A 26,374-nucleotide genomic window follows, 5' to 3' on the forward strand; every position below is an offset into this window, starting at 1 on the left:
GGCGAGGCCCGGTGGCTCGTCGCAGCGCTGATGACGGTCTCTCAGGTGCCAACGCCTGACCGCAGCGGACAGCGCCGGCCCCATGCGCGGATCGCAGAAGGATGCGGATCGTCCGCGGTGAGCCCGGGCGCGGCGGCGATCGCGTTCTCCGGCACCCGCTCAGGTTCCGGCGGATCCGCCTGGACGTGACGACCGGTGTTTCCGGCGGAGGTGGCGCGGATGGCAATACACGGCCACACCAGCGGTCAGCTGCCTGCGGAGAGGTCACCCTCAAGGAGCTGCACCGTGAGTTCCATGCACCGCGTCCGGGCCGCGGAGAAGCCGTAGGGCATCTTGGTCACCGCTTCGAAGGCACTCATCTGGGTGTCCTCCTCACCGCTCGCCTCGGCGTCGTGGATCTCGAAGAGCTTCTCCTCGGCCACGTCCAGTCCGGCCGCTTCAATGGCCTCAAGCAGGGCCTTGTGGTGGGCGCAGTGTTGCGCGGCGAGTTCCTCGACCTGCGGGTCGTGGGGGTCGACGGTGTCATCGAGGGCGGCGTCGGCCGCGTCGAGGCGGTCTGCCTCGGCCCGCAGGCCGGGATGGGTCGCCAGGGCGATGAACACGCTGGCCTGAAGTGCGGCTCCCAGCGGCCCGAAGATCCGTTCCGTGACCAGCAGGGCATCCAGGTCGGAGGGGCGCAGTGCGCCGGAAGGAAGGTGGCTGAGCCGGTCCGTGACCAACGGGGAGAGCAGGCCCAGTGGGCTGCCGACCACCCGCAGGCGTTGGACTGCCGCGCGCTGCCGCTTGATGTCGGCCTCCTGGGCGGCCAGGGTCTCCTCCAGTCGGCCCAGGACGTCCTCGACATCCCGGGCTTCGTCGAAGGCGGCCCGCATGTCGTCCAGGCTGATGCCGGCCTCGGACATCTTGCGGATCCACAGCAGGCGGATCATGTCGTCGTAGCCGTAGCGGCGGCGTCCGTCTCCGCCTCGCTCGGGCTCCGGCAGCAGGCCGATCTGGTGGTAGTGGCGAATGGCGCGCGGGGTGGTTCCGGCGAAGGCGGCGGCATCGCCGATCTTGACCTCGCGGGGAGGCATGGCGGAGGGGAGCATCGCAGAGAGGACCTTTCGTGCTGTGGTGCACTCGACGACACCACATGCCGCTACGGCATGTGCAACTACACCACCGAACCCTGACGGGCTATCAGGCGGTCCCTCGCCATCGGTGTCCCGTCCCAGGATGGGCCCGGAACGGGTGGGGAGATCCGTCGAGCAGGTCCGATGGCCCCGAGCAGGGTTGAGGATTCTCAGGGAGCCCCATCAGAGCGGGCGGCCATGCGCTGCGCGCCCAGAGCCCAGGCGGTGAGGGCGGGCGCCGTAGGCGGGCGGCGGTGGCGAGGCGGGCGCAGGTGCCGGTGCCGTCGTCGAGGTGGAAGGCGAGGTTGCGCGAAGTTCCTACAGTCCCTGGATGATCAGCCGCTTGCTGTCGGTGTTGCGGATGCGCAGCGGCGCGATCGCTTGATACTCGGGCGAGCTGTTCCACGCCCGCGCAGCAGCCACGTCCGGGAATTCCACGAGCACGATCTGCCCAGGTGTCCAGGCGCCCTCGACAACGTCGACGTCGCCGCCCCGGGCAAGGTACCTGCACCGTACGGCTCCAACGTCGCGACAACCCGAGAGCGGTACTCAGCCAGTTCCTCGGCGTCACCAGTCACCTGCACATCTGCGATCACACAAGCGCTCATGGAACCGACTCCATCCAGGACACACGGAGCCATGATCACGTTCGCGGTCAGAGCACGAGCGCCTGGGCCGCAGCGGTCCAGCCGCTTCCCTGCCGGTGGGACCCTTGCGGCGCCGGAGTGTCAATCCTGTTGTCGGGCTCAAGCCGACGGAGACCGGGGGCGTACCTCCGCGGGGTGACTGAGGAGGGGGCCGGGGCCGGGGCCGGCTGCCGGGCGGCCCGGGACAGCGGGGGACAGGCAGCCGCGCTCGCGGGCTGCCTTGATCCAGTCCTTGGTGGTCGGTTCCGGGCGGTCGAACTGGTGGGCCAGGCGCCGGTGCAGCCCGCACCCACCCCGGCCGAACCCCTTCCGTGCCTCACATCCCTGAGCAAGCGCTGTCGTTGGTGCCGCCACGCTTCGAAGGACTGCTCCGAGCCATGGGAACGTCGGATCCTGACGACCGGTTCCGGGGTGTGTGGCCGGTTTGGCCGCACACGCCTCCTGCGGCAGTTCCCGCACGGAGGGCCGCGGGGCCCCGGATGCAGGAGGCGGCACCTCGAAGGCGTAACAGCCCGCCACCGACTTCTCGTACACGAAGATGAAGGCGCGGGGCGGTCCCTGGCCTGACACTTCCGCCACAACGGTGACGGCCCCGCCCTGCCGCGTCACGCCAACGAGGCCTCTGGCGGGTTTCGACGGGGGGAAGACCCGGGTGATCTCCGTGTCGGTCAGGTTGCTGTCGGCCGCTGCCCCGCCCAGCTGGTCGCGGAACACCTCGACGTTCTCCCGAAGGTTCTTCCGCGCCTGGGCCTCGTCACGCGCCGGCTCTGTCTTGAGCCAGACCACCCCGCCGACGACGGCAGCGAGTAGCAGGCCCAGGATGGTCAGGCATCCATTGAGGAGGAATCCGCCCGTCGTACCCGCCCGGAGCTGTGATCGTCTCGCCATGGACACAGCGTGGAACAGCGTTGGACGACAGGCCCATCGCTTGCTCCAAGTCGTGACCGAAGTGCGTCGTCACGGAGCACCGTGAGGGCACCCCTTGCCGTGCCGCGGCGGCACGTAGCTTCGAACGACGGAGTCACCGTTTCCGGGAAGAGAAGCGAAAGCGAGTGTCTCTTGGCCCCTCCCAGGGTGGTCACCGGGGCCTCTCCAAGTCCCCGAGCAGGACGCGGACCTGCCGGGGTCCGGGCGCACCCACTGAACACAGGCTCCGCCGGGCCGGCCCGTCAAAGCCGGGTCCCACCCCGGAAACGGCCTCCGTGGGGGCTCAGTAGGTGCAGCGCACGATGCTCGGCGCCGATCTGGTAGACGCCGGCACCCAGCAGGCCCTGCTCCTGCGCCCGGCGCAGTTCCTCGTCGAGTTCGGCACACCGCTCGCATCCGGGGAACCAGCCTGGGATCAGGTGCGGGTGCCGGTTGGCCAGGTGCCGGGCCAGCCCGAGCTCCGGCCGGGCAACGCCGCTGTCCGGCCCCGGGGCCGCATCCGGGCGTGCCGCATCCCGCTGGGTACGGAGCAGGCGCGCGCACTCCGCACAGGAGTCCAGGAGCAGGTTCATGCACGCACGGTACCGCCGTCGGCCTCCGCTACCCCGCGACCGGGCGGAATGTCGTACCGGCTTGGGTCGTGCGGCGGACACCTGCTCCCCGAACAGGGCCGGGTCCGGGGAAGGAACCCGCTCTGTGTCCGCAACCTGCCCGCCTCCCGCATCGGCTGCTTGAGCCGCCCACGCCTGTCGCCGCCTCCTCGGCACCCTCGTACGAGGCGACCCGGAACCAGTGCCCCTACTCGTGCCGGGGAGGCAGCGCGTTCCGGCCGGTCACAGCACGACCACTGTGAACGGGTTGTCGACGTAGCTGCCCCGGAGGTCATACGTGTAGACCGTGACCGCATTCGTGCCGCACACGGGGTTGGGAAGAGTGCTGAAGCTGCGGCGGTTGGAGTTGGGCAGGTCGACTTGAACCACGCTGAAGGCCACGTTCACCCGGTCGCCGATGTTCACGCAGTACCGACCGGTGTCGATGTGGCGGACCCAGTCGATGTTCTTGGCCCGCTTCAGCACGCCGGCGGCACTGACGTCGGCGGCTGCCTGTACATAGGGCGAGGTGATCGGCACCGGGTCCGCCGCGGCGGGAGCGGCGATGGCGCCGATCAGCGCGGCTGAGCTCAGCAGTACGGAGACGCGACGGGACATGGCGCAGACCCACCTTCGGCGACCGCGGCCCTCCTCGGGCCGCTCAGGCGCACCACCCTCGCCGACGTGGTGCCGACCGCAGGCGCGACGCCCACCGGCATCGGCCGAAAGGGGTGGGACCTCATCCGTCTGCCCGAAGCCCCGGGCAGACGGGCCCGCGGTACCGGCCTGCGTATGGCAGCTGCCCGTTGGGTGCCCACCGCTGAGACGGTACTCCACGCCACCGGCCACGACCTCGGAGCGATGCGTGACGAACTGGGCCTGTCCGCAGGAGACCATGGGCCCGCCTGTACAAGCACCGGCGCAGCCAGGTCGGATGGTGGCAGCGGATGCGGCGCGCCGTGCGGCAAGCCGGCCAGAACAACCAGCGCGTGTACCGCGCTCACGGTGGCCGGGACATGCCCGATCCACTCCAGGGACGGCGTCATCTTCCGTGGTACTCCATCTATCCGGCGGGACACGGTCGGCGTGAACGCGTCCTCGCCACCCAGACGAAGCGCCTGTCGCACTTCTCCCCTCCATGGCCCTCGCTTCACCCGAGCGAGTGAAAACCGGGGCCGGCCCGCACTCCGGCGCAGAGCGTGACGAGGGCGCGGCCGCAGCACGACCAAAGGATGGGGGTGTCGGCCGACCTCGGCCGCCCCGAGGCGAGGGCCCCCTGGTCACAGCCGGGCGGCTGGGGAGACTGCCCGGCGGGGATGACTGGACAGGCTCGCCCTGGCGCGGCGCTTTGTTCTGCCTGGCTCCGCCTGGCGCTGGGGCGTTGACCGAGTCCGCGGCGGCGTCGGCACCAGGCCGGACGCACTGTGCTTTCCGGTGGTCCGGGAAGCTGGTGGTAGTGACGCCGAATGGGTCTTGGTGCTGGTGGTGCGACATGCGTTGGCCTGCGGCGAGAGACCGGTCAGGGCGCCCTGTTCCGGTGGCCGGAATCGTTCTACTGTCGTGGCAAGGCACTCCTGCGGACCCTGGGAGATACCAGTGCCAGAGCTGTTTTGGGAACGGGCCGAAGAAGTCAACCAACGCTACCGGGAAGAGAACGACCTCGACCCGCCGTCTCTGGCGAGCGAGCTGAAGATGACCTACGAGGCTGCGAAGCTCGGAGTGGACCTCTACAACGACCCTGTAGGCACGGTCGTGGACAGGGCGCGCAGGGTTAAGCGGGCCTGGGACGAGGCCGACGAGTAGCTCCACTGCCTACACCGCCGTTCCACGCGGCCTCCGGCGAACACACACGTGCCGGAGGCCGCACGGCTTCACACAGCAGAGCCGACCCACGCAGGCCCCTCACTCTCTCTGCCCTGCCCGCCTCATCCCGAGGTAGGCGAGGAGGCGGGTTCGTCGGGCTGCCGAGTAGGTCCAGCCCCGCGCTGGGCGTTCCTACCAGCGCCACGCACACCCGGCCCTGACCATCTGACCCGCCGACACACTGCGCCCGGCACTGCCGCGTCACGCTCAGCCGACGTCCGGGAACCAGACGGCTGGGCCGCCGCCGCGCCACCCCACCGGCCCCGCCCGGCCAGTGGGGAGACGCACCGCAGATGATCGAGGTCCTCGAACGCATCCGAGTTCCCGGCCCGCAGGACGGACGGCCGCGCACGCGGCCGGACCACCTCGGCGGCGACAAGGCATACAGCTCACGCCGCAACCGCCGCTACCTGCGAAGACGCCAGATCAAGCACAGGCCCGCCTGTCGCAGCGGGTGGCGACGGCCCGGGGCTTGCCGAGTGGGGAGTGCCGTGGCCTCCGCCGTCCGGCTGGCGCAAGTACCTCGAAGCGAAGTGGAACGGTCTTTCTTGGTCCAGCCACCGTTCGCGGTCTGCGCGGTGCGAACCTGCGCCAGCGGTGATCAGAACAGGGTGTCCTGGTCGGGTTCCTGGCGCGCCCCCGCGCCGCCGCCCCGCAGCCCGCACCGCCGCTGAAGGGGGCCGTGCGGAGGGCGAGGTGCTGGATCTCGGGTCATGGCTGTTCCTGTGGTCGTACTGCTGGAGGACGGCAACGGCCGTCGCAGCGCCCTGCGACGGCTCAGGCGGCGGGCTGCACCCGGGCGGCCCGCCGGTAGCAGCCGGGAGCGATGCCCCGTTCCCGGGAGAAGGCGCGCGAGAAGGCGAACTCGGAGGCGTAGCCGATGGCTTCGCCGATGTCGCCGACCGGATCGTCCGTCTCGCGCAGCAGCCGGGCGGCGCGGTCGACGCGCAGCCGGGACACGTACGCGAGCGGGGCGGTGCCGACCAGTTCCCTGAACTGCCGCGCGAACGCCGGGCGCGACATCGCCACCTCGCGGGCCAGGCTCTCCACCGTCCACGGGGCTTGTGGCGCCCCGTGGACCAGCGAGAGCGCGGCGCCGATCCGCGGGTCGCGCAACGTGGTGAGCCAGGACCGCTGCCCGCATCCTGCGTCGGCGTCGGCGAGGTCGAGCCAGGCGCGGATCACCTGGACGAACAGGACGTCGGTCAGACGGGCGGCCACGACCCGTGCTCCGGGCCGCGTGCGGGTGGTCTCGGGGATCAGGAGCCGGACGATGCCCTGCAGTTCCGGGTCGGCGCTCATGCCGGGAACGTGGATCACGGCCGGCAGGGAATCGGCCCCGCCGCCGGCCCCTGCCGGAACCGGGTGAGCCCTGCATCCAAGGCAAGACGTTTCGTGTCGCCCGACGTCCGGCCGGCCCGTTGCCGGAGGCAGAGGCCCGCCGGACCGGCCGGGCGGTCCTCAGGCGCGCTGCCAGAGCGCCGGGACGTTCGGCGGCTCCCAGCCGGCGAGGGCGGTGTGCGCCTGCAGGCAGCGGTACGCGAGTCCCGCGTACGTGACCCCGTCACCGGCCCGGTACGCCCGGCCCGGAGTCCAGGCGCCCGAGGGCGGAGTCGTCGGAGGGGGAGTGGTCGGCGGGGTGGTCGGGTCCTGGGGTACGTCCAGGACGAAGTCGAACGTGCCTTCCAGGCCGGGCCCCGTCTGGCGCAGGTTCATCAGCAGGCGGCTGTCGAAGAGGGTGTCCGTGCCGTTGCGCGGCTCGCCAGGGAAGTACAGCTGGGTGGTGACCACCCGGCGCCCGGGTGCCTGGAGCTTCACATGGAGGTGGCGGGTGCGCCCGGGGTAGAGCCCCGCAACGATGGTGGTCAGGCTGAACGCGCCCTGCGCCGTGCTGAACTGGTGCCCGCGGAAGGCGTAGCCGCTGTTGTCGTACGCGCCGTTGTCGTCCGCCTGCCAGAAGTCCAGCAGCACGCCGGGGATCGGGCGGCAGCCCCGCCCGAAGACGTACCCGCTGACGGTGAGCCGGGTGCCGGGCGTGCCGCTCGTGATCAGGGAGTCCCGCAACGGGGAGTTCGGCTTGAAGTACGGGCCCTCCATCTGTTCCACCGTCGGCCCGTCGCCGTCGTGGCAGTCCGGGGTCGGGGCCAGAACGACGGCGCCCGAAGCCGGCTGGTCCCGGGCGAGCGCGACGCGCCCCCCGATCAGCAGTGGGGCGGCGCCCAGCGCGGCTGCTGCGCGCAGGACGGTCTTGCGGCTGACCCGGTGTCCGTCGCCCGTGGGCTGGGGTGTGGTGGTGGGCTCCTGCGATGCGGGCATCGAGGCCTCCTCGCGTGGGCGGGTGGTGGGGGGGTGGGGGGCGCGACAGGAGATGGGCGCAGCCTGCCGGGGCATCTGCCCGGGCGGCCCGTCCGATCGCGGCCACCAGCCAACCTACGGTCCGTCCGGATGCGCGGCGATGGATTCGATCCGGGGATCGTGGTGATTTCCACCGGCCCGGTTGCGGAACTCGCCAGGCGACATCCCCGTCTCCCTCCTGAAGAACCGGCAGAAGTACGCCGGATCCGAGAAACCGGTCAGCTGCGATATCTGACGTACGGTCATGGCCGTGCCGGACAGCAGCCGCTTCGCCTCCAGCGTCTGCTGCCGGCGGATCAGGCTGCCGGGTGAGAGTCCCGTGGCCCGCCGCACGAGCGTCTGGAAGTGCCCCGTGGACACGCCGAGTTCCCGCGCGTACCAGCCGGCCGGCCGTCCGGCCCCACCGGGCTCGCACAGCAGTCGGCCGAAGGCTGCGGCCAGTTCGGCGGCCCGGTCGCGCGCCGGGGTCGCCGCGTCCGGCGGAGTGCCGGCCGTGCCCGGGATCCGTGACGCCCGGACGATCAGGATGTGCAGGCAGGCCCGCAGTACGTCCTGGTAGCCGGCCTGCAGGTCCCGGTACTCGCCGCCCATGTCGGCCAGGAGCGCGGCGATCGGCGCGGCCTGGTCACCGGCCGGGTGCCCGGGCCGGGCGGCCAGCACCCGCAGGGCGGACGCGTCGTCCGCGTGGGTCAGCAGGAACTCCTCGTTGAAGAGCACCACGTGCCCGGTGAGTCCGTCCGCGTCGGCCCAGTGGTGGACCTGGCCGGGGGTGATCACGCACAGCTGCGGGGGCTCCACCGGCCGGCGGACGAGGTCCAGCACGTGCGCGCCGCTCCCGCCGGTCACGTAGACGATCTCGTAGAAGGTGTGCCGGTGGGGGAAGGAGGCGCGCGACAGCGGGCCGATGGTGTCGAAGGTCCCGATCGCGAAGGGCAGCAGGTGGGGGAGGGGGACGTCGAGGCGGTGCAGGGGCAGGTCGGGGAGGCGGGTGTTCCGGAGCCGGTCCATCCCCGCAGTGTCCGGCCCGCCACCCGAGCAGGTACAGACCAATCACGGACGTCTGCCGGCTTCGTCCTCGGTCCCGGTGGTCACCCGCGCCCTTCGGAACGGCACCGGGAGCCGCAGGAGACACGCCGGCAGGGGGACGGCGGCGTGGGCGGAGATGACCGCACCGGAGCCCAGCCCGTCCATGAGCGCGCCGAGGACGAGACAGCCGATGCCGGTGATCACGAACTCCACGAACGCGATCACCGACAGCAGGCTCGCCCGGTGGTGCGAGGGCACCGCCTCGTTGAACACGTTGTCCACGATCACGGCCGTGATCTCGGGAATTCCGACCAAGCAGGACACGGCGATGGTGACCCACACCAGGCCGAGCCCGCTGAGGCCGAGCGCCGCGGCGAGCGCCAAGAGCGACACCGGGATGATGAGCCGGTACCCGATCTGCAAAGGCGATCCGGGGCAAGCCACCCCGAACACCGTCGCGGGTGACGAGCCCGCCGAGGTGCGCGGGCGTTGGGGCGAGAGTGGGCGGAAGCGGTGCCGTCGTTGATGGCCGCGTTGCAGGCCAGAGCAGACAAGGCCCGGATGCGGGCCGGGCAGGACGGTGGCTGCGGGCCCACCGGATTTCCGGGCGGTCAGGCCGTCATGCTCACTAGGATTGACCCATGACCAGTCGACGTCAGCTGATACTTCGCCTGTCACTGCCCCTGCCCGTGCTGTTGGCGTCCACGCTCTCCCTGGCGGCCTGCAGCTCGACGCCCTCCAAGGCCACGGTGGCGGCGCGCGAGTCTGCCAAGTCCGCCTGCGCCTCCCTGCAGCAGCTGACCGACCAACTCGCCCGCCCCCGGCCGAAAAATCTGACCGACCCCTACTACCAGACCGCCGAGCAGTACCTGAACACGGCGACCAACCGCGCCGCCGACGCGGCTCAACAGGACCACGGCTACCAGGAGTTCGCCGACACCCTGCACCGGGCGGCCGAGATCTGGCAGGTCACCTTCACGCTGGACGAGGCCGTGCCGCTGATCCAGCAGGCGCAGAAGGAGAAGTGCTGACGCTCTCGGCGTGAACCCAGTCGGGTGCAGATCTTCCGGGTGTGCCTGTTCGTCCTGGCTGACCTGCCGTTGCCCTTTCCAGCCCCTCAGGCCGAACCCCTGGTGCTCGGACCACTCCTTCGAGCAGGAGTTCACCAGAGGCTGTGACCAGCGGAAATGTGCGGCATGCGGAACCTCCACGGGGGTGATGCCCGAGGTCGCCCAGCGTTCTTCCAGGGTGGTCATGACAGCCCGGACGGTGTCCTCGTCTCCTCCGGTGATGTCCAGGACCACCAGGCCGGGCTCCGCGATGTGCTGCTCGTCGATCGGCTTCATGACCGTTGCGACGGCGGGGGAAGCGAGGTGATTCGCTGTCGGCCTCGGCTCCACCCGCATGAGGGATTCGAGCCTGGCTCCTGCCGTCCGGTGGGACGGTCTCGTGGTGTACGGGGGCCGCACCCCGTACACCCGAACGCACTCCGCGGCCGGAGGTGCCGGTGCGGGTGTCCGCGAGGTGCTGCCCGGGGTGGGCGTCACCCGTTCGCGCGCACCCGGGGGGCCGGTAGGGAGGGACGCGAAGAGGCTGCGCCAAGCTGATCGTTTACCCGTCCGACGAGCAGGGCTGGCGCCGGGTGCGCTACGACGGTGTCGCCATCAGGGTCGCGCACCGCCCGGCCGGCATCAGGGTCTGCCTCGCGGCCGCCGGGCTGGAGAACGCCGAGGACGTAGACCGCACCGACCCCCGACCCCGACCCCGACCCCGACTTCGACTTCGACTTCGTGTAGTGGCGAGGCGTCGGCCCAGAAGGTGTGCATTGCAGCGATGGATGTCACCGGAGTCGCCGGCCGACCTGCGGCCCCGCGGGACTCTCGGGGGCACTTGTCACCGGATGCGCGAGCCTGTTGTCACCAGCGCCGGTGACGCAGCCCAGTTGTCACCGGCCCGGTGGAGGTACGCGCCGGTGACCTGGAGCGTTGCGCGGATGTCCTGTTGCGTTGGGCTTGTCTGTGGCTCTTGTGCTGATCTGCGGGGTTGCCGGGTTCGATGAGAACGCTCGGCCCGGGATTCTCAGTGCACTGGTTTCTCCGGAATCCACGGCGGTTTCGTGATCACCAGGGGACGGCGCCGTCGTCCTCGAAGAACGAACCGGTCGGGCCGCCGTCGGGCAGTGTGGCGAGCCGGATCGCCGTGGCCGCGCCCTGTTCGGGGGTGCGGGGCCCGTGGAAGCCGGTGAAGTCGGTGGCGACCAGGCCCGGGCAGGCGGCGTTGATCAGGATGTTCGTACCGGTGAACTGCCGGGCGTACTGCACGGTGAGGGCGTTGAGGAACGACTTCGACGGCGCGTAGGCCGCCATGATCGGGCCGATCTCGGTGTCGGGGTCCGCCTGCCGGGTCAGGGAGCCGACGCTGCTGGAGACGTTGACGATGCGTGGCGAGGCCGAGCGCCGCAGCAGTGGCAGCATCGCGTTGGTCACCCGGACGACACCCATGACGTTGGTGTCCACGACCGTGCGGAGCACTTCCAGGTCGAGCGCGGTCGGGTCCTGCACCCACCCCGGGCCCATGTCGCCTGAGATGCCGGCGTTGTTGACCAGGGCGTCCAGGCGCCCGGCCAGCCGTTCGACCAGTTCCGCGGCATCGGTGACGCTCCGGTCGTCGGTCACGTCCAGCGGTACCCCGAACGCGTCCACGCCGACGGCGCGCAGTCTTCCGACGGCGGTTTCGCGTCGGGCCGCGTCACGGGCCCCCACGCCCACGCGGTACCCGAGGCTGCCCAGCCCGGCCGCGATCTCGTACCCGATGCCCTTGTTCGCGCCGGTCACCAGCGCGATCATCGTTTCGCTCATGCTGATGATGTTGGCTCGCGGACGAGTGGCGCGGCCAACACCGATCCGGTGCCCTGTCATACCCGCCAGGTATCACCACGTAGGCTGCGGCCGTGGACACCCTCGAAACCCGCGAGTTGAGGTATTTCGTGGCCGTCGCCGAGGAACTGCACTTCGGGCGTGCCGCCGAGCGCCTCGGCATGGCCCAGCCGCCGCTATCGCGGGCGATCCAGCAGCTCGAACGGCGCCTCGGGGTCTGCCTGCTGCAGCGCAACCGCCGTGGCGTCCGTCTGACCGGCGCCGGAGAGGTGCTGCTCCACGAGGGCCGGGCGGCCCTCGACGCGACCGCTGCCGCCGCTCGCCGCACCCGGCGCGCAGGCGGTGCCGACAGCCCCGGCGGCCCCCGCAACCGGCTGGTCCTCGCGGTGAAGGCCGCCGCGTCCCACGAACTGCTGCGGAAACTTCTCGACGCCTACGCGGCCGAGCCCGACAGCGCCGAGATCGAGGTGCTGCCGTGCGGCATCTGCGAGCAGGAAGAGCTGCTGCGCGACGGACGTGCCGATGTCGCGCTCATGCACACGCCGTGGAACTCCCTCGCCGGGTTCGACAGCGAGGCACTGACGACCGAGGGGCAGGTCGCCGTCCTGCCTGCCGGGCACCCCCTCGCCGCCCGCGAGACCTTGTCCCTGGCCGATGTCAGAGACGTCCCCGATCTGCCGCTCGCCCGCTGGCCCACCCACGGCACCTACGCACCCGGCCCGGGCCCCGAGATCCACAACCAGACGCAACTGGCCCAGCTGATCGCCCTCGGACGCACCGTGGCGGTCGTCCCCGACTCCGCCCGCTCCTGGCTGTGGGCCGAGCACACGGCCGTTCCCTTGACCGATGCACCTCCCGTCGTGACCCACATCGCCTGGCCCGCCCACAGCCGCTCCCTCACCCTGGCCGGCCTGATCCGCACGGCCGTACGGCTATGACCAGCTCCTGCTCCCCATCGCCCACCACCCGGGACAGCTCAGACGCCACCAGGTCCGGTGGGACCGAAGACGGAAGAGGTGTCGTCCATCAGGGCCGGGGCCGGGCGCGCTCAGGACAGCTGCGCCTGGAGTCCGGAGAGAGGAGAGCAGCGGCCCTTGCCGGCCGTGCGCAGCTGCGCCCAGTCGGCCTCGGGGTGTGCCCCCGGCCGCGGCCTGGAGTCACCGGGGCTCCTCACGAGTGGGTGTCCCTGGACGCTTTGCTCATCGCTCCCGGGGGCCGTTTCGACGTGGCGTGTATGGAGCCGAGCAGGTGGAGGGCTTCGGCGCTCGGACTGCCGGGGTCGGCGTGGTAGACGACCAGCTGCTGGCCGGGGGCTTCGCGTACGTCGAAGGCGTGGTAAGTCAAGTGCAGGTCGCCGATGTGCGGGTGGTGGAAGTCCTTGGCCGCTCGGGTCTTGCCGCGCACGGTGTGTGTGTTCCACAGCCGGGCGAAGTCCGCGCTGCGTTCGCTCAGTCCGTCGGCGAGGGCACGCAGCCTCAGGTTGCCGGGTTCCCGGCCGTCGGCTTCGCGTAGATGGCCTACGACGGCCTCGGCGGTCTGGTCCCACCGGGTGTGGAAGGATCGGCTGGCCGGGTCCAGGAAAACCATCGCGGCCAGGTTGTCCGTCCGGTCGAAGGGGGAGTACAGGGCTTCGGCGAGGGCGTTGGCGGCCAGGACGTCGAGAGTGGGGCCGATGACGAACGCGGGCGTGTGGGGGTAGCCGTCGATCAGCGTACGCAGGGCGGGACTCACCCGGCCCGGGGAAGCCGAGACCGGGCGGCCCGGCACGGTGCCGGCCAGCCGGTGCAGATGCGCCATGGTGTCGGCGTCCAGCAGCAGGGCGCGGCTCAGTGCGTCCACCACCTGCGCCGAGGGGCGGCGTTCGCGGCCCTGTTCGAGCCGTGTGTAGTAGTCGGCGTTCACCCCTGCCAGCACGGCGACTTCCTCGCGGCGCAGCCCGGCCACCCGGCGCATGCCGTGGTGTGTCATACCGACGTCGCCGGGCCGGACGGCGGCCCGGCGCGCGCGGAGGAAGTCTCCCAGGTGGTTGTCGCTCACCGCCCCAGGCTAGGCCGCCGGCTGCCGGACATGCCTGGGTGTGTCGCACCCAGGCACCTTGCAGCCTGGGCGGCGGCCGGGCCCCGGCCCAGACTCGGTGTCCTACCGAGGCAAGGAGCCGGACATGAGCGCCCACACATCGAAAGTCATCGCCGTCACCGGAGCGAGCAGCGGGATCGGTGAGGCGACCGCCCGCCGCCTTGCTGCCGACGGACACAGCGTGCTCCTGGGAGCACGCCGCACCGAGCGTCTCGATGCGCTCGCCGCGGAGATCGCCGCCCTGGGCGGCACGGCCGCCGCCCGGCGGCTGGACGTAACCGACGCCGCCGACGTGCAGGCGTTCGTCCGCGCTGCCCGCGACCTCTACGGGCGGATGGACGTGCTGGTCAACAACGCCGGCATCATGCCGCTCTCACCGCTGGAGGAGGCCCGGACCCAGGAGTGGGACCGGATGATCGACGTCAATGTGCGGGGAGTGCTGCACGGGATCGCCGCAGCCCTTCCGGCGATGCGCGCCCAGGGCGGCGGGCACATCGTGAACGTCGCCTCCGTGGGGGCCTACGAGGTCGTGCCCACCGCCGCCGTCTACTGCGCCACCAAGTTCGCCGTCCGCGCGATCAGCGAGGGCCTGCGCAAGGAGTCCGCCGGCGATGTCCGGGTGACCGTCGTCTCCCCGGGCGTGACCGCGTCCGAACTCGCCGACCACATCACGGATGCGGCCGCCCGGGAGGCCATGCGCAGCTACCGCTCGGTCGCCATACCGGCCGACGCCATCGCAAACGCGATCGCCTACGCCGTCTCCCAGCCACCGGAGGTGGACGTCAACGAGATCGTGGTCCGACCTTCCGCGAGCGCCCAGTGACGCGCACCGGGCGCCCGTGCTCCCGGTGCGGCACGGCCGACAGCGGCCCGGACGCTCTGGCACGCAGACTGCGGGTGCTGGAGGACAAGGAGGCGCTCCGTGCCCTGATGACCCGCGGCTGGCGCGCCCTGGACCGCCGGGACTGGGCGACCTGGGCCGCTTGCTGGGCCGAGGACGCCGTCCTGGAGTTCGGTCCCTGGGGCACGATCCAAGGGAGGGAGGCGATCCGCGCCCGGGTGGAGGAAGCCGAGGCGCCCTTCCCGAGCATGCAGCACCACCTGCTCAACCTTCACTTCGACGTGGCTGGTGATGCGGCGACCGGCATCGGCTACATGTGGTTCGTCGCCGTCACCACCCCCGGACGGTCCTCGGCCCCCTACTCCATGGGCGGCCCCTACGACTGGGAGTTCCGCCGCGACCCCGATCAGGGCTGGCTCGTGGTCCGGCAAGAGCTCGGGATCTGGTGGACTGACGGCCACGCTCCCCAAGAAGCCTTCGCATCGGGCTGATACGCGCCTCCCGGCACCACCGGGAGACCCCCGATCGGGATGCGGCGCTCTCTCCGACTTCCGCGCAGGCGGCAGGGTCGGTGCACATGGCGAAGATTCGTTGTTGATCACGCACCCGACTCTGGGTCTGATCCGTGAAGCGGCTCTCCAGCGCGTTGTGTGTGGACGCGGCGCACGCGCTCCACCGTCACCGCCGCCGGGAGACCGGCCAGGAGGAGGGACAGCCCCACCGGGAGCACCCCCGCCCACACGGTTGGTGAGACGTACGCGGTGCCGGACGTACCGTCCACCAGCCACGCGCGGACCGGTTGCGAATCGATGTCGCCCTTGACGGGGACGTTGAACGACGAGCCCCCGTCGTCGGGGGTGAAGGCGCCCGAGCAGGACGTCGACGTTCCCGCATTGGCCCCGGTGTTGTCGTACGTCCGGCAGTCGGCTTCGGTCACGGTGCCGGGCTCGCCCCACAGCGCTGCCCGCAACTCTGCGGTGAAGTTCGTCAGTACGACGTAGGCCAGAAACAGTCCGACCAGACAGGCCAGCGCCAGCCACGGGGCGGGTCCGACTTGCTCCGGCCTGCTCTGTTGCCCGTCCATGGCGTTCCCACCTCGCTCATCCCCACCCTCGGATCGCCGCCGGACCTTCATGGTGACCGATCCGAGGTGCCCTCGGAAGCCCTCCATGACGTGCTGGTGGGCCCGCACGATCGTCGAGTCGACCGACACCGGCCATCGATGTCGTCGGCCGCGTCCTTCCCCGCCCGGACCGCCCCCGGCATCCGCGAGAACGCCGCTGTCGGGACGTTTCGGCAACGCGGCGAGGTGCCGCGCCAGACGCTGCGGCCCCGGCCCGCAGGGCGCGCTGCCGACTACGCGCGGGCCGCGAGTTCCGCCACGAGGCGGGTCGTGAGCGGTACGCGGATGCCGTGCCGTTCGGCTGCGCGCAGCAGGGCTCCGCCGACGGCGTCGAGTTCGAGCGGGAGCCCGGCCTCCGCGTCGCGCTGCATGGAGGACCTGCTGTCCGGGGGGAACGCGTCGTAGCGTGCCAGGACTTCGTCGGCCGTCCGTCCGCCGCAGGCGCGGCCGACCGCCACGGTCTCCCGGACCAGCGCGGCCAGGGTGTCCCGCTGCGCGGAGCGGATGTGCCCGATGGGTTGCCCGTGGCGGGTGGTGAGTAGAGCGAAGGGGGCCAGGAAGGCGAGTTTCCCCCACATCACCTCGCTCTCGTCCGGGACGAGGCGGGTGACCGGGCCCGCGGCGGTGAGCAGGTCGGCGAGCGGGGCCGGCCGTTCCGGTGGTCCGGCGAGGTCGATCTCGACGAAGGGGCTGCCGTGTTCGATGACGCCCGGCGCGGTGCGGGTGGACTCGACCCGGATCACGGCCGGGACCACTGCCTCGTCGCCGTACCGGGCGCGCAGGACGTCGAGGTGCTCGGCGCCGTTGAGCAGGGGCACCAGCGCACCGTCGGCGAGCAGGTGGGGCGGGACGCGGTGGAGAGCCGCGTCGAGGACGGTGTTCTTGACGGTCACCAGGCACAGGTCGACGGGTTCGCGCAGCACGGTGTCCGCCTCCACCTCCGTGGTGAGCGTCCCGAACTGACGGCTGCGGACACGGATGCCGCCCTCGCGCAGCGGGCCGGCACTCCCTTCGCGGGCGAGGCAGATCACACGGTGCCCGGCGCCCGCCAGCAGTGCGGCGAGCAGGCCGCCTACTCGGCCGGGGCCGAGGACGGCGACGGTCTTGCGGCCGGCGTCCGGGACGGATGCGGCGGGGGGCTGCACGGACAGGGGCATGGCCGGGTTCCTCTCGGTGGCGGGTCGGCACCCGGGCGGGTTGCCGCCCTCAGTGGGGCGCGTACTGCTGGTCAGGCCGTGGCCGGGTCGATCCTGGCGAGGGCGTCGATCTCGATGCGGAAGGCGGGGTGGAGCAGTCCGGCGACCTGCACGAGGGAGCAGGCGGGCGGCCGGGCAGGATCCAGGTGCTCGTCACGGATCCGGCGGAAGGCGTCCAGGTCGGCCAGGTCGGTCAGATAGACCGTCAGTTTGACGACGTCGTGCAGGCGCGCGCGCCGGCCGCGTGCTGGCCGTCGGCGGCCTGGTTCAGCAGCAACGCCTTCTTCGTTCCCGACGGCGATGGGCGCCGGCTGCGATCTTGTGGCGGGTCGAGGTGAATTGACGGACGCGGCGTGGGAGCTGATAGCGCCCCTGTTGCCGCAGATGGACGGGCGTGGCCGTACTTGGCGGGACCACCGCCAGGTGGTCAACGGCGTGCTGTGGCGTCTGCGGACCAGGGGCTCCATGGCGTGACGTGCCCGAGCGATACGGGCCCTGGCCGGCGGCGTACGAGCGGTTCTGCCGACGGGAGTCGGAAGGGATTTGGGTCCGCCGCTCGAACACATCCAGGTCCGCGACGCGGCGGCGGGCCGCGTGAAGTGGACCGTCTCGGTCGACTCCACGGTCAACCGCACTCACCAGCATGCTGCCGGCGCCCGCAAAATGGGGACCGAGACGGGGACGAACTGGAAGATCCGGGATGACCGGGGCCTGCCCCTGTCGATCGTGCTCACACCCGGCAACACGCATGACGCCACCGCGTTCGGCCAGGTCCTCGACGGGATCCGCGTCCCGCGTTCCGCCACCGGTCGGCCCCGCACCACGCCGAACCGGGTCCTGGGCGGCAAGGCCTACTCCAGCAGGGAGATCGGCCGACTGCTGTGGCGCCGGGGCATCGCCACCACAATTCCCCAGCGCCGCGACCAGATCGCCAACCGCAAGCGGCGCGGCACCCGCGGGGGGCGACCCCCTGCCTTCGACCAGGTCGTCCACCGCGACCGGAACGTGGTCGAGCGATGCCTCGCCCGTCTGACGCAGTTCCGCGCGATCGCCACCCGGTTCGACAAACTCGCCGTCCGCTACCGCGCCGGCATCGTACTGGCCTCCCTGATCCTCTGGCTCCGCGAACCCACCAACTGATCATTTGTCAGACCGGGCCTGGTGCGCCGTGCGGCTCCGCGTGCTCGCCTTCGAGAACAGCACCGGAGAAGGGGCCGGTTCCATGGACGTGTTCTGCGGGATCGACTGGACGGAGGGGCACCACGAGGGCGCTCTCGTCGATGACACCGGCAAGCTGCTGGCCAAGTGCCGGATCAACGACGACCCGGATGACTACCGGCTGCTGCTCGACCTGCTCGACCTGCTCGCGGGACACGGTTACCTGGTCCTGGCGGACATCATCCGTACCGACGCGCCGGTGCACCGGCCGCTGCCCGCCGACACCGACTTGGCCCAGGCGGTCGCTGTCCCGGTCCGCGCACAGCAGGACGCGGTCCGGAACCGGCAGCAGGTCCCCAATCAGCTGCGCTCGCTGCTGAGGGAGCACTTCCGGCGATGATCGAGGCGTTCAGGGACAAGCCGGGGACCCTGGCCCGCCCTGATGCCCGCAGGATCCTCGCCGTTGCGCCTACACCTGCCCTGGCTGTCAAGCTGCAGATGTGGAAGCTGATCCCCATGCTCCGACGGGCCGGCCGCCGCCGAGGCATCGAGACGGACGCTGAACGAATCCAGCAGGCCTTCCGCGGGGAAGCCCCGCGGCAGGAGGAATTGTCAAGACGTGTGGATGAGGAGTGGTTGCCTGCAGGTAGGCGAAGGGACTTGAGTCTCCCGTAGGGGGAGACACGAAGGTGGGGTACATGGACGGCGACACGCTCTACTCGATCGGCGAACTGGCTCGGCGGACCGGTCTCACGGTCAAGACCATTCGGTTCTACTCCGATCGCGGAATCGTGGCGCCGACAGACCGCAGCCCGGCCGGCTACCGCCTCTACAACATCGACGCCGTCGCACGCCTGGACCTCGTGCGGACCCTGCGCGAGCTGGGACTGGACCTTCCCACGATCCGCAAGGTCGTGGACCGCGAGCTCTCGCTTCCCGAGGTCGCCGCGGCGCACGCCGAAGCACTGGCAGTGCAGATCCGCGTCCTCGGCCTGCGGCGCGCGGTGCTGACGGCGGTGGCCGAGCGCGGGTCCACCCCTGAGGAGACGGAACTCATGCACCGGCTGGCCCAGCTTTCCGAGGACGAACGCAGACATCTGATCGGCGATTTCCTCGACGCCGTCTTCGGCGGTCTTTACGCCGCCCCCGCATTCGCGGGGGTCATGCGCTCGATGACCCCCGAGCTGCCCGACAATCCGGAGGCGGAGCAGGTCCAGGCGTGGGTGGAGCTGGCCGAAATGTCCCTGGACCCGGGTTTCCGCGCCGTCGTCCGGCGGATGGCCGAGGACCAGGCAGCCGAGCAGGCCCGAAGCGACACGATGGGCCCGCGCCGCGACATCGCCGCAGCCGTCCGTGACCAGGCCGGCCCGGCCCTGACCGCCGGCATCGACCCGGCCTCGCCCCAGGCCGATCCGATCGTCGCGGCGTTCACGGCGCACTACGCGCACCTCCTCGGCCGCCCCGACGACGTCGAGCTTCGCCGCCGGCTGGCGACTCGGCTGGAGAGCGTGAACGACCCCCGCAGGGAGCGATACCTCCAGCTGCTCGCAGTGGTCAACGGCTGGCCGGCCCCGGAGAGTCTGGCTCCAGTGCTCGACTGGTCCGTCCAGGCTCTGCGCGTCCGGACACAGCAATAACGGTGCGGTCGCAAGGCGGCATGGGGCGGACGCGGCTGGCGTCGGGTGAAAACGCCGCCGCATATGATCGGTTGGTGAGTGCCCCGGTCGTACTTCAGGTGGCCGCGTCGCCGGTCTCTCCCGCTCTCGTTCTTCGCCCCTGGCGCATGGAGGACGTTGCCGCATTGGTCGAAGTGAGCCGGGATCCCGATTTGCGCCAGTGGGCGAGCTCTGTCGTGGACAACGATGCCGACGGGACGCGCTGGGTGCAGACCCAGCAGCAGGGCTGGGCAGCGGGGGACCGGTTCGGCTTCGCCGTCCTTGAGGCACGACCCGGTTCAGTTCGTGAACAGTTGGTGGGCAACGTGGTCCTCAAGGAAGTCACATCCGGCAAACCGGCGGCCGAGGTGGGCTACTGGACCGCGGCGCACGCTTGAGGGCGGGGAGTGGCCTCCCGCGCTTTGGAGGCACTCACCAGCTGGGCCTTCGACACCTTGGAAGCCGACGGGCTGGAGCGTCTCGAACTCCTGCACCAGGTGGACAACCTGGCATCGTGCCAGGTTGCGCAGAAGAGCCGCTACGACTTCGACAGCATCCTGCCCGCGGCGCCGCCCTCCTTCCCCCGCGATGGCCACCTGCATATACGGCGCACGAGTGCCTGAGATCCTCCCGGCATTTGCGGATCGGCTGAGGCTGCTCACGCCGCGAGGGTCTCGGGGCGTTCGACGAGGTGGCCGCGTGCGAAGCGGACCCGGCACGGACCAGAGCGACGAGGTGGGGTGCGTTCACGGCCCGCCAGCGGGCCTCGGCGGACTCGACCAGCCTGAAATCATCGCCAGCCCGGCTGCCGGCACCCTTCGTCACCTTGGTCCGCAGCCGCACGGTGGCGAACGTCGACTCGACGGGATTCGTGGTCCGCAGGTGGATCCAGTGCTCGGCGGGGAAGTCGTAGAACGCCGGCAGCTCGTCCTCATCGTCCGCGATCTTCTTGACCGCCTTGGGGTATTTCGCATTGTACTGCTCGGCGAATATGGCGACGGCTTTGCGGGCCTGCTCCTTGTTCTCGGCGTTGTGGATGTCCTGGATGGCGCGCTTGGCCGCGGGCTGGGCCGACTTCGGCAGGGAATCGAGAACATTCGCGGTTTTGTGAACCCGGCATCTTTGTTCGCGGGTGTCAGGGGAACACCTCGGTCAGGGCCTTCCAGAAGGCGAGCGCGCCGTCCCAGACGGCCGGCACCGGGGCGGGCATCCCGCGTCGGGCACAGTCGCGTAGCAGACCCGCCCACGCCTCCGTCGACTCGCGATAACCATCGGCCACCGCGATCAACTCCTTGGTGCCATCCGCCCGCACGCCCATCACCACCAGCACGGCAGCCTTGGCCTCCTCCAGGCGTATGCGCAGGTGAATGCCGTCGGCCCACACGTACACGTAGTCCGTGGCCGATAGATCGCGGTCCATGAAGGCGGCGTGGTCGGCCTGCCACTGGTCAGCCGTGGGACGGTGGCCGGCGACAGCCCGGCCGAACTGCCGAGGAACTGCTCCAGCGCGGGCACGAAGTCCCCAGACGACAAGCCATGCAGGTAGAGCAGTGGCAGCACCTCGCTGATCTTCGGGGACTTCCGGACCCAAGGCGGCAGGATCGCCGGGGAGAACCGCCTGCGTTCGCCCGCATCGAGGTCGGTGCGCTTGTCGTTCACCCGCGGGATTCACCTCCACGGTCCCGGCCGCGGTGGTGACCTTCCTCGGCTGGTGATAGCCGTTGCGCACTACCAGCCGCCGCCCGTTCTCGTCCCGCTGGTCGGCCAACTCGGCGATGTATGCGTTGACCTCGGCTTCCAGCGCGGCGGCCAGCATCCTGCGGGCGCCCTCCCGGACGCTCTCGTCCAGCAGCGACGACCCGTCTCGCGCTGCCCGCTGTGCCCACACGGCCTGCTCGTCCGCGGAGTCTCCACGGCGGCTGACCTGGACCGCCCAGTGGACTTCTGCCTCGCCTGCGCAACCGGCTTCGACAGCCTCCAGAAGTGTCCACGCTGCGGAGCCATGCAGTCAGCGGCGGAAGAGCATCGGTGCCCGTTCGCTCGGAGCCTGCTGTGAGCTGCCCGCGGCTGGCTTTGTTCACGAGAAGCGGTTCTGGCTCATTGGAGGGCTGACTGAGTGTGATGTGTCAGTGGCGTGTGATGGGATGGCGGGACTCTGCTGCCGCGACCTGCCAGGAGACCGCGTTGATGCCCGTTTACTCGTCTCTGACCCACGCCTTGGCCGAGGCCTTGGTCGATGTCCTGTGGTTCATCGAGGCCAGTGAAGACGAGCAGATGGATCCGGACGACGCCGCCAAGGTCCTGGAGGGTGTCGCCCACCTGGTCAGCCAGCTGTCGAGCGACCAGCGGAGCGAACTGATTGGCCTGCTCAGGACGATGGCCGAAGCCGAGTCCGACCCCGCGCGGCGGGAGTTCCTGGAAGGGTTCCCGGAAGGCTTCGGGCTCGTTGATGACGCCGTCTGACCCATACATCACGAGTAGACAGGACGCGCTTCCGGAGAAGATGAAAGCCGGCCCGGCCGAACATCTGGCGTTTGAGCATCGTGATCCGGTTGACGTGGCCTTCGACGACGCCCGAGTTCCAGGGCAGGGTCAGGCTGGCGATGACGGCGAGGCGGTCGCGGTCGATGCCGGCGGCGAGCGTGGAGGCGGCGTGCAGCCTGTACCAGGGGGCATGCAAAGGGGTCCAGTGTGGAGTGGTGATGGCTCCGTACTGGACCCCCTTTGGGAGAGGGCCTGGATGCTTCCCTGTTGTTCGGGGGTGATTCGAGAACGTTCCGGTCTTCGCGGCCACGATGAACGCCGCGAATGCCGAGGGGAACGTGCGTGCGACTCGCGAGCACGCCAGGGTGTTGCCACCCGCACGGCCCCCGGGTTCCGTCCCCATGGCGGGACCGAGGGTCGCATGAGGGGGGTTCAGGGGTTGGCCGCCGAATGGAACGTCGACGTGCATCGTTACCAGGGTGAGTGCACGCTGGGGTTATGGCCGAGCGTGCACCGAGCGGGCTTCGGTCGTCTCGTCGCCCAAAATCGCCGGCGCACCGGACTGATCGATCTGATCTAGTGCTCCCAACCTCGGCGTTCCTCCCGCAATTCAGGTTTCGCGGAGCGTGTACGCGCGAAAAACAGACGCCACTCTCCGATCTTTTGAAGTTCGCTTTACGGACGGACAGCATCATGTTCTTCTACAACGCAGATACGCGGCTGGCTGCATCCGGGAAACTCGACGCGGCCGGAAGTTACACCCACCTCAGGGACTTGGGGCAATTTGGGGATTGGAAGCAGATCGTAACCCTTGGCTGCGGCACGCTCTTCTTCTATAACGGCGAAACCGGGAAGGCTGCTTGGGGGAAACTTGATGCGGCAGGCGGCTATACCCACATCGCCGACCTCCCGACCGGGCAACCCGGGAAGGGATGGCAGGTAGTGCCAGTCGGACACGGGCAGCTCTTCTTTTACAATAGATCCACAAGAGCTGGTAGAACCGGAGTGATTGACGCGGCTGGCACCTACGCCACCCAGAAGGACTACCCCGCTGGGCATTTCGAGACGTGGGAACAGATTGTCCCTCTCGATAACGGCCTACTGTTCTTCTACAATGACAACAATGACGGGAGCCCTGCGCAGGCGCGTTCGGGCTGTGTAGATTGGCTTGGCAACTACACCGACCTCCACATTTTTCCGAATGGCCATTTCGGGCATTGGTGGGCCATGCAGGCCCTTGCCGGTAACTGGCTGTTCTTTCACAACCAAGGTACGCGAGGCGGTGCGACCGGGAAGCTTGACGCGGATACCGGCCTGCACACCCCCGTGAAGTTCCTCTCGCAGGTCGGAGAATGGTACAAAATTGTACCTGTGGGTGGTGGCTATCAGCTCTTCTTGTACAGAGCTGGACCCCCGACAGCAGCCGCATCAGGGAGAATTGATCTCTCCGGCGACCTCAAACGCATCGAATTTGGCTCGTCATTCGGGAAATGGTCGATAATTGTAGGTTGATTGTCTCGGACCCGGTGGGCGGGGCGGACGTGCACCCGGAGTTCGACCGCCGTGCGACCACCACGGCGTTACTGACTTTGCGCTCGGTGGAGTTGCTTGCGGTCCACCTGTCCGTGGGGTGGTTGTAGAGGGTGTCGTTGGCGACGAGGGTGGTGTCGCCGCCGGCCCCGAGGCTGAGTGCGTCCTTGGCGCCGAGCCATTTCATGACGTCGGCGGCTTCCTGGAGGGTGAAGCCGATGCTGGTGAGGGGGTTACGTCCGTCGATGGTGACCAGGAGGAGTTCACCGGTGGCGGTGACCCTTGCGAGGGTGCGGGGGTGGCGTTCGACGACATCGGCGTAGCCGTCGGCTATGCCTCCGAGTTCACCTTCTCGCGCGCCTTCTCCCGGGAACTGGGCATCGCTCCCCGCCGCTACCGGCGGGCCGCCCGGACGCAGCCCGCCGCCTGAGCCGCGCGCCTCGCGCTCCTCCGCAGCGGCCAAGGCCGCCTCCGCCCGGGCGAGTTCACCGCGCAGGTATGTGACAGGGTCTGCAGCCGGGGGACGTCGGGAGGCAGGACGGACATGATGCTCAGCCTCCGTACTGCGCCTGCCGCGCGGCCCGGCATGGCGTACACAGCGGGCTCCCGCCGGCTCCGTAGCGCGTGGTGGTCTGGCCTGTTAACTGCACCAGTGACTCCGATTCCGGAGCGAGCTCATCCATGTCCTGAAGGATGTCGACGTTCACGCATTTCCCCACGATCTACATGATCGGCGTCACGCAATTCCCCACCCGCACGGTCACGCTTCCCCATGGGGATGGTGGATGCGAGTGGATGCCCAACGGCGCGGCCCGAGCCCGCGTCTTCCTGCTGTTTACATGAACGGCAGGTCGACCGGCGGCCATGGGTAGCCCAGTCGCTCGGCATCGTGCGAACCGCCCCAGACCTCGGCGGTGGCACGGGGATCGCCTGCGGTCAACCGCGCTTCAAGGCGCTCGGCCTGGTCCGAAGGATCGTCCGCGGAGATCGGGAGAGTCATCCGGAACTGGATCCAGGGCAGATCCGTATCGGGCCCGTTAGGCGGGTGCATCAGGATGACGTGGATTCGGTCGGGTTGCTTGCGGGAGGCCCATACGTCTTGCAACTCGCACTCCCACCGGAGGAGCCAGTCCCCGCGTCCCCTCAGCCCCGCCTCAAGCAGCCGCGCGACCGCTCCTGCCGGCCACTCCCAGCTGCGGTCCTCTCCGGCTCGCCGGACTTCGGCCTCGTACTGAGCTGAGGCGAACCGAAGCTCCGGCAGGGCGACGTCCTGATTGGCCAGGTCGCGCCAGCCCGCCCAGACAACATGATCCCCGTCACGCGTGACCGTCATATACAGGGCCCCGCAGCACTCCTCCGCGCCACACCCGGACCAAGCGAGACGAACCTCGTGCGGTGTCGCGGTGGCATGCAACGGCCCGTTCCGGTCCAACAGATACCGGGGGCCTACTCCCAGGTACTGGGAGCCGCCCACGCCACCGGGGACCATCTCGGCCAGAAGATCCCGGCCATTGACGATCGGGCGGACCTCCACGCCGCCCTTGTCGGGCGGTGGGCACACGATGCTCAGGCTGAGAAGGTCCGGTTGTGTGGTCATCGGCCAATGGTCGAGGAGTCAGCCACAGCTGTCATGTGAATTCGCTTGGCCCTGCTCGAGTCGGTAGTTCGTGTTGCTGTCAGGCAGGTCGACCTTCGGACACTACTCCGGAACGTCGGGATGACAGCCTGGGGAATTACGTGATCGTAGCCCTGGGGAGTTACGTGACCGTCCACAAAGGAAGCTCCTGTTGTTAGACCTGCGCCACCAGCTGATCGAAGGCCGGGCTGATGTGCCCCGTGTCGGTTCGGTCATCGCGCTGGACACCATCCCCTGGTATGCCGTCGTGGACGCTGACGGCGCCGTCGTTGCGCACGTTGCTCCGTACCTTCGAGGCTTGATCCTGGACGACAACCGTCCGGCGACCGCAAAGAGCTACGCTCACGTCCTGCTCCGCTGGCACCGGCTGCGGTGGTTCCTGGGTATCGACTGGGACCGCGCGACTGAGGCGGAGACCTCCACACTCGTCGGATGGCTCCGCACCGCGCCGAACCCGCAGCGCTGCCGACGGAAGCCTGACTCAGTGCAGGCGGGCGCGGTCAACCTGCGCACCGGCAAGCCCTACCTCAAGGCCGGATACGCGCCTTTTACGATCAACCACTGCCTGACCGTGGTGAGCGGCTTCTACACCTACCACCGGCACTACAACCGCGGTCCGCTGATCAACCCAGTGCCGGAGTCGCAGGCACAGCGCCGGGCCCTGGCTCACCGAGCTCCGGACGGCGAACTCGTTCAATTCCGACGGGCTCGGCCGCGCCGCCTGTTGCGGGTTGATCTGTTCGATGGTGGCCCAGAAGGTGCTGGCCAGTTGACGGGAGAGCTGGTCCCTTGCCCTGAGTGCGGAGGTCTATGACCCCGGGTCCGCCAGCCGCTCCTGCCCGTCCTCGTCGAACATGTCGAATCCCGGCATGAGCACCTGAGCAGTCTCATGGAAGCCGCCCGCCTCGTCCCGCTCGGCACGGCGTTCGTCCACCGCGGCCGTCACACACCCGCAGCGACTCCCCCGAAGACCGCCGTCGGATCAAAACCGAGGCAGGGCCGACGATCCGGATCGTCGACCAGGAATCGGGCAAGACGATCCACCTGGACCAGGTCGAAGAGGTCGCCTTCTGGGAGTGGGCCGCGGTCGAGATCCTCCGGCACAGCGGGATCCGAATCGAGGAGCTGACCGAGCTCACGCACCTCAGCATCCGCCAGTATCAGAGGCCCAACGGAGAGGTCATCGCCCTGCTGGTGATCGCTCCGTCCAAGGGCGAAAGGGAACGCGTCATCCCGATGTCTCCCGATCTCTTCCACGCCATCGCTCAGGTCGTCCGCC

General features: G+C 69.8%; 25 protein-coding genes and 9 pseudogenes. 14 read left to right on the forward strand and 20 right to left on the reverse strand.

The features are described 5' to 3' along the window. Positions 1-245: 245 nt before the first annotated feature. From AB0O36_RS32345 to AB0O36_RS32360, 4 genes and pseudogenes are all read right to left on the reverse strand, one after another. Complete coding sequence (locus AB0O36_RS32345) at positions 246-1,088, reverse strand: MerR family transcriptional regulator (RefSeq protein WP_365116408.1); 843 nt, start codon at positions 1,086-1,088, stop codon at positions 246-248. A gap of 342 nt (positions 1,089-1,430) precedes the next feature. Further along, positions 1,431-1,613 (reverse strand): annotated as a pseudogene (locus AB0O36_RS32350) (DUF1330 domain-containing protein); the annotation flags it as partial. A gap of 1,315 nt (positions 1,614-2,928) precedes the next feature. After that, positions 2,929-3,258, reverse strand: a complete 330-nt coding sequence (locus tag AB0O36_RS32355) for a hypothetical protein (protein ID WP_365116409.1) — start codon at positions 3,256-3,258, stop codon at positions 2,929-2,931. A 261-nt stretch (positions 3,259-3,519) separates the two neighbouring features. Then, positions 3,520-3,894, reverse strand: coding sequence for a hypothetical protein (locus tag AB0O36_RS32360; RefSeq protein ID WP_365116411.1), 375 nt, complete (start codon positions 3,892-3,894; stop codon positions 3,520-3,522). A 978-nt stretch (positions 3,895-4,872) separates the two neighbouring features. Here AB0O36_RS32360 and AB0O36_RS32365 point away from each other — a divergent pair. Then, complete coding sequence (locus tag AB0O36_RS32365) at positions 4,873-5,079, forward strand: hypothetical protein (RefSeq protein ID WP_365116413.1); 207 nt, start codon at positions 4,873-4,875, stop codon at positions 5,077-5,079. A gap of 398 nt (positions 5,080-5,477) precedes the next feature. After that, a pseudogene (locus AB0O36_RS32370) lies at positions 5,478-5,570 on the forward strand (IS5/IS1182 family transposase); the annotation flags it as partial. A 346-nt stretch (positions 5,571-5,916) separates the two neighbouring features. Here AB0O36_RS32370 and AB0O36_RS32375 read toward each other — a convergent pair. The 4 genes from AB0O36_RS32375 to AB0O36_RS32390 all read right to left on the reverse strand — a co-directional run bounded on the left by AB0O36_RS32375 (position 5,917) and on the right by AB0O36_RS32390 (position 8,943). Then, positions 5,917-6,573 carry an AraC family transcriptional regulator gene (locus tag AB0O36_RS32375; protein ID WP_365116506.1) on the reverse strand — a complete coding sequence of 219 codons (657 nt, stop codon included), beginning with the start codon at positions 6,571-6,573 and terminating at the stop codon, positions 5,917-5,919. A 27-nt stretch (positions 6,574-6,600) separates the two neighbouring features. Further along, complete coding sequence (locus tag AB0O36_RS32380) at positions 6,601-7,455, reverse strand: carbohydrate-binding protein (RefSeq protein WP_365116414.1); 855 nt, start codon at positions 7,453-7,455, stop codon at positions 6,601-6,603. Between the two features lie 114 nt (positions 7,456-7,569). Then, positions 7,570-8,502 (reverse strand): helix-turn-helix domain-containing protein, encoded by a 933-nt coding sequence (locus AB0O36_RS32385; protein ID WP_365116416.1) that lies wholly within the window; start codon positions 8,500-8,502, stop codon positions 7,570-7,572. 42 nt (positions 8,503-8,544) lie between these two features. Further along, positions 8,545-8,943 carry a hypothetical protein gene (locus tag AB0O36_RS32390; protein ID WP_365116417.1) on the reverse strand — a complete coding sequence of 133 codons (399 nt, stop codon included), beginning with the start codon at positions 8,941-8,943 and terminating at the stop codon, positions 8,545-8,547. Positions 8,944-9,161: 218 nt separating this feature from the next. Here AB0O36_RS32390 and AB0O36_RS32395 point away from each other — a divergent pair, with 218 nt between their 5' ends. After that, complete coding sequence (locus tag AB0O36_RS32395) at positions 9,162-9,551, forward strand: hypothetical protein (RefSeq protein ID WP_365116514.1); 390 nt, start codon at positions 9,162-9,164, stop codon at positions 9,549-9,551. A gap of 192 nt (positions 9,552-9,743) precedes the next feature. Here AB0O36_RS32395 and AB0O36_RS32400 read toward each other — a convergent pair. Both AB0O36_RS32400 and AB0O36_RS32405 read right to left on the reverse strand, forming a co-directional pair. Beyond that, a pseudogene (locus AB0O36_RS32400) lies at positions 9,744-9,926 on the reverse strand (DUF6207 family protein); the annotation flags it as partial. Between the two features lie 714 nt (positions 9,927-10,640). After that, positions 10,641-11,378, reverse strand: coding sequence for an SDR family oxidoreductase (locus AB0O36_RS32405; RefSeq protein ID WP_365116419.1), 738 nt, complete (start codon positions 11,376-11,378; stop codon positions 10,641-10,643). 92 nt (positions 11,379-11,470) lie between these two features. Here AB0O36_RS32405 and AB0O36_RS32410 point away from each other — a divergent pair, with 92 nt between their 5' ends. Next, a complete protein-coding gene (locus AB0O36_RS32410; protein ID WP_365116421.1) occupies positions 11,471-12,334 on the forward strand; it encodes a LysR family transcriptional regulator in 864 nt (287 codons plus the stop codon). Positions 12,335-12,566: 232 nt separating this feature from the next. Here the strand turns inward: AB0O36_RS32410 and AB0O36_RS32415 are convergent, their stop codons facing one another. Further along, positions 12,567-13,433: a helix-turn-helix transcriptional regulator gene (locus AB0O36_RS32415; RefSeq protein ID WP_365116423.1), complete on the reverse strand. Its 867-nt coding sequence runs from the start codon at positions 13,431-13,433 to the stop codon at positions 12,567-12,569. 124 nt (positions 13,434-13,557) lie between these two features. Between AB0O36_RS32415 and AB0O36_RS32420 the strand changes: the two genes are divergently transcribed. Both AB0O36_RS32420 and AB0O36_RS32425 read left to right on the forward strand, forming a co-directional pair. Further along, positions 13,558-14,295 (forward strand): SDR family oxidoreductase, encoded by a 738-nt coding sequence (locus AB0O36_RS32420; RefSeq protein WP_365116425.1) that lies wholly within the window; start codon positions 13,558-13,560, stop codon positions 14,293-14,295. 74 nt (positions 14,296-14,369) lie between these two features. Then, entirely contained in the window at positions 14,370-14,804 is a 435-nt protein-coding gene (locus AB0O36_RS32425) for a nuclear transport factor 2 family protein (protein ID WP_365116427.1), read from the forward strand. A gap of 107 nt (positions 14,805-14,911) precedes the next feature. Here the strand turns inward: AB0O36_RS32425 and AB0O36_RS32430 are convergent, their stop codons facing one another. From AB0O36_RS32430 to AB0O36_RS32440, 3 genes and pseudogenes are all read right to left on the reverse strand, one after another. Beyond that, positions 14,912-15,397, reverse strand: coding sequence for a hypothetical protein (locus AB0O36_RS32430; protein ID WP_365116428.1), 486 nt, complete (start codon positions 15,395-15,397; stop codon positions 14,912-14,914). Positions 15,398-15,669: 272 nt separating this feature from the next. Then, a complete protein-coding gene (locus tag AB0O36_RS32435) occupies positions 15,670-16,593 on the reverse strand; it encodes a 2-dehydropantoate 2-reductase (protein WP_365116430.1) in 924 nt (307 codons plus the stop codon). 71 nt (positions 16,594-16,664) lie between these two features. Next, positions 16,665-16,850 (reverse strand): annotated as a pseudogene (locus tag AB0O36_RS32440) (RidA family protein); the annotation flags it as partial. Positions 16,851-16,953: 103 nt separating this feature from the next. Here AB0O36_RS32440 and AB0O36_RS32445 point away from each other — a divergent pair. From AB0O36_RS32445 to AB0O36_RS32460, 4 genes and pseudogenes are all read left to right on the forward strand, one after another. After that, a pseudogene (locus AB0O36_RS32445) lies at positions 16,954-17,788 on the forward strand (IS5 family transposase); the annotation flags it as partial. Between the two features lie 66 nt (positions 17,789-17,854). After that, positions 17,855-18,393 (forward strand): annotated as a pseudogene (locus AB0O36_RS32450) (IS110 family transposase); the annotation flags it as partial. 95 nt (positions 18,394-18,488) lie between these two features. After that, positions 18,489-19,427, forward strand: coding sequence for a MerR family transcriptional regulator (locus tag AB0O36_RS32455; RefSeq protein WP_365116433.1), 939 nt, complete (start codon positions 18,489-18,491; stop codon positions 19,425-19,427). A 74-nt stretch (positions 19,428-19,501) separates the two neighbouring features. After that, a pseudogene (locus AB0O36_RS32460) lies at positions 19,502-20,068 on the forward strand (GNAT family N-acetyltransferase). Positions 20,069-20,103: 35 nt separating this feature from the next. On the opposite strand, the pseudogene AB0O36_RS32465 reads toward AB0O36_RS32460, so the two are convergent. Next, positions 20,104-21,333 (reverse strand): annotated as a pseudogene (locus AB0O36_RS32465) (IS256 family transposase). 299 nt (positions 21,334-21,632) lie between these two features. Between AB0O36_RS32465 and AB0O36_RS32470 the strand changes: the two are divergent. Then, positions 21,633-21,908 carry a hypothetical protein gene (locus AB0O36_RS32470; RefSeq protein ID WP_365116436.1) on the forward strand — a complete coding sequence of 92 codons (276 nt, stop codon included), beginning with the start codon at positions 21,633-21,635 and terminating at the stop codon, positions 21,906-21,908. Between the two features lie 16 nt (positions 21,909-21,924). On the opposite strand, the pseudogene AB0O36_RS32475 reads toward AB0O36_RS32470, so the two are convergent. Beyond that, a pseudogene (locus AB0O36_RS32475) lies at positions 21,925-22,083 on the reverse strand (ISL3 family transposase); the annotation flags it as partial. Between the two features lie 539 nt (positions 22,084-22,622). Here AB0O36_RS32475 and AB0O36_RS32480 point away from each other — a divergent pair. Next, positions 22,623-23,441, forward strand: coding sequence for a hypothetical protein (locus AB0O36_RS32480; RefSeq protein WP_365116438.1), 819 nt, complete (start codon positions 22,623-22,625; stop codon positions 23,439-23,441). Here AB0O36_RS32480 and AB0O36_RS32485 read toward each other — a convergent pair. Then, a complete protein-coding gene (locus AB0O36_RS32485; RefSeq protein WP_365116509.1) occupies positions 23,386-23,793 on the reverse strand; it encodes a phosphodiester glycosidase family protein in 408 nt (135 codons plus the stop codon). The genes AB0O36_RS32480 and AB0O36_RS32485 overlap by 56 nt on opposite strands. Between AB0O36_RS32485 and AB0O36_RS32490 the strand changes: the two genes are divergently transcribed. After that, the gene (locus tag AB0O36_RS32490) at positions 23,758-23,889 is read left to right on the forward strand and encodes an AraC family transcriptional regulator (protein ID WP_365116511.1); all 132 of its coding nucleotides are present in this window, start codon (positions 23,758-23,760) and stop codon (positions 23,887-23,889) included. The genes AB0O36_RS32485 and AB0O36_RS32490 overlap by 36 nt on opposite strands. Before the next feature lie 405 nt (positions 23,890-24,294). Here the strand turns inward: AB0O36_RS32490 and AB0O36_RS32495 are convergent, their stop codons facing one another. Beyond that, positions 24,295-25,056, reverse strand: a complete 762-nt coding sequence (locus AB0O36_RS32495) for a hypothetical protein (protein ID WP_365116440.1) — start codon at positions 25,054-25,056, stop codon at positions 24,295-24,297. A 190-nt stretch (positions 25,057-25,246) separates the two neighbouring features. Between AB0O36_RS32495 and AB0O36_RS32500 the strand changes: the two genes are divergently transcribed. Beyond that, the gene (locus tag AB0O36_RS32500) at positions 25,247-25,909 is read left to right on the forward strand and encodes a hypothetical protein (RefSeq protein WP_365116443.1); all 663 of its coding nucleotides are present in this window, start codon (positions 25,247-25,249) and stop codon (positions 25,907-25,909) included. Here the strand turns inward: AB0O36_RS32500 and AB0O36_RS32505 are convergent. Together AB0O36_RS32505 and AB0O36_RS32510 are read right to left on the reverse strand one after the other, a co-directional pair. Beyond that, complete coding sequence (locus AB0O36_RS32505) at positions 25,904-26,041, reverse strand: hypothetical protein (RefSeq protein ID WP_365116445.1); 138 nt, start codon at positions 26,039-26,041, stop codon at positions 25,904-25,906. The genes AB0O36_RS32500 and AB0O36_RS32505 overlap by 6 nt on opposite strands. After that, entirely contained in the window at positions 26,038-26,352 is a 315-nt protein-coding gene (locus AB0O36_RS32510) for a hypothetical protein (RefSeq protein WP_365116447.1), read from the reverse strand. Before AB0O36_RS32510 ends, AB0O36_RS32505 begins: the two co-directional genes overlap by 4 nt. Positions 26,353-26,374 lie beyond the last annotated feature (22 nt).

Origin of the sequence: Streptomyces sp. NPDC089799, from assembly GCF_040684755.1 — a bacterium.
Lineage (GTDB): Bacteria > Actinomycetota > Actinomycetes > Streptomycetales > Streptomycetaceae > Streptomyces.